Source organism: Marinobacter sp. C7 (assembly GCF_022343555.1).
Lineage (GTDB): Bacteria > Pseudomonadota > Gammaproteobacteria > Pseudomonadales > Oleiphilaceae > Marinobacter.
On sequence record NZ_JAKQZH010000023.1, the window covers coordinates 1 to 741 of the forward strand.

General features: G+C 45.2%; 1 protein-coding gene. It reads right to left on the reverse strand.

Annotated elements, in window-relative coordinates:
* Positions 1-34: 34 nt before the first annotated feature.
* The coding region (locus tag MD273_RS18490) for a hypothetical protein (RefSeq protein ID WP_239039250.1) at positions 35-741 on the reverse strand (707 nt) is incomplete at its 5' end.

Below are 741 nucleotides of genomic sequence, written 5' to 3' on the forward strand. Positions count from 1 at the left end.
AAGGTTAACAACAGTGTTTCAAACTAAAAAACGATTAGTAGTAGACGTTAAGCACCACTGAATTCGGAAATGATCTAGCGACAACGCGGTGAGTTCCTGCAGAAGAACTAATTGGTCCCACCCATGGAATATTTGGAAAAGCAACAAGGTTAACATCACCATAGAAGGCCGCAAGACCACCCTCTATACCTCCACGTGGATTGCTTGTCGTCACTGCCAATCCTGGAGCACTGTTATACTTTACGTAACTGCGAGGATTGCTGACAGAAGTAGCGATTCCTACATTGGAGTAGTAGGTTCCACCAGTACAAACCTTTAGGACTTCAATTCCGTAGAGAGTATTCGTTAAACACCCCTCAATATAATCAGAACCCTGCCAGGCTGCTGGAGAAATGACATTTGGATCTTCGTCGCCTACGTTGTCCGTCTGAACCACTTCAACATTATCTGGGAGAATTTCTTCTCCAGAGACCGACCTCAGCACTGCATCACTAGCTAAAAGACTCTTGAAGCCCTCTAGTTCGCTCGGAGTGAAATTGGAAATTTTTTCTGCATTAGCTATAGCCTCTGGCACTCCATTGGCCACGTCCTCTGCAGTTTTACGTTCGAATTCTGCAAATGCGAGATCTACTGCTGAGACATCTCCGGATACCTCTTCAGCAGAAGAGACAGAATTCATGAGAGTGGCAGTCGCAATAAGAGCAACAATTCCACCGGTAACTGTTTTTCGTAACATCGGGA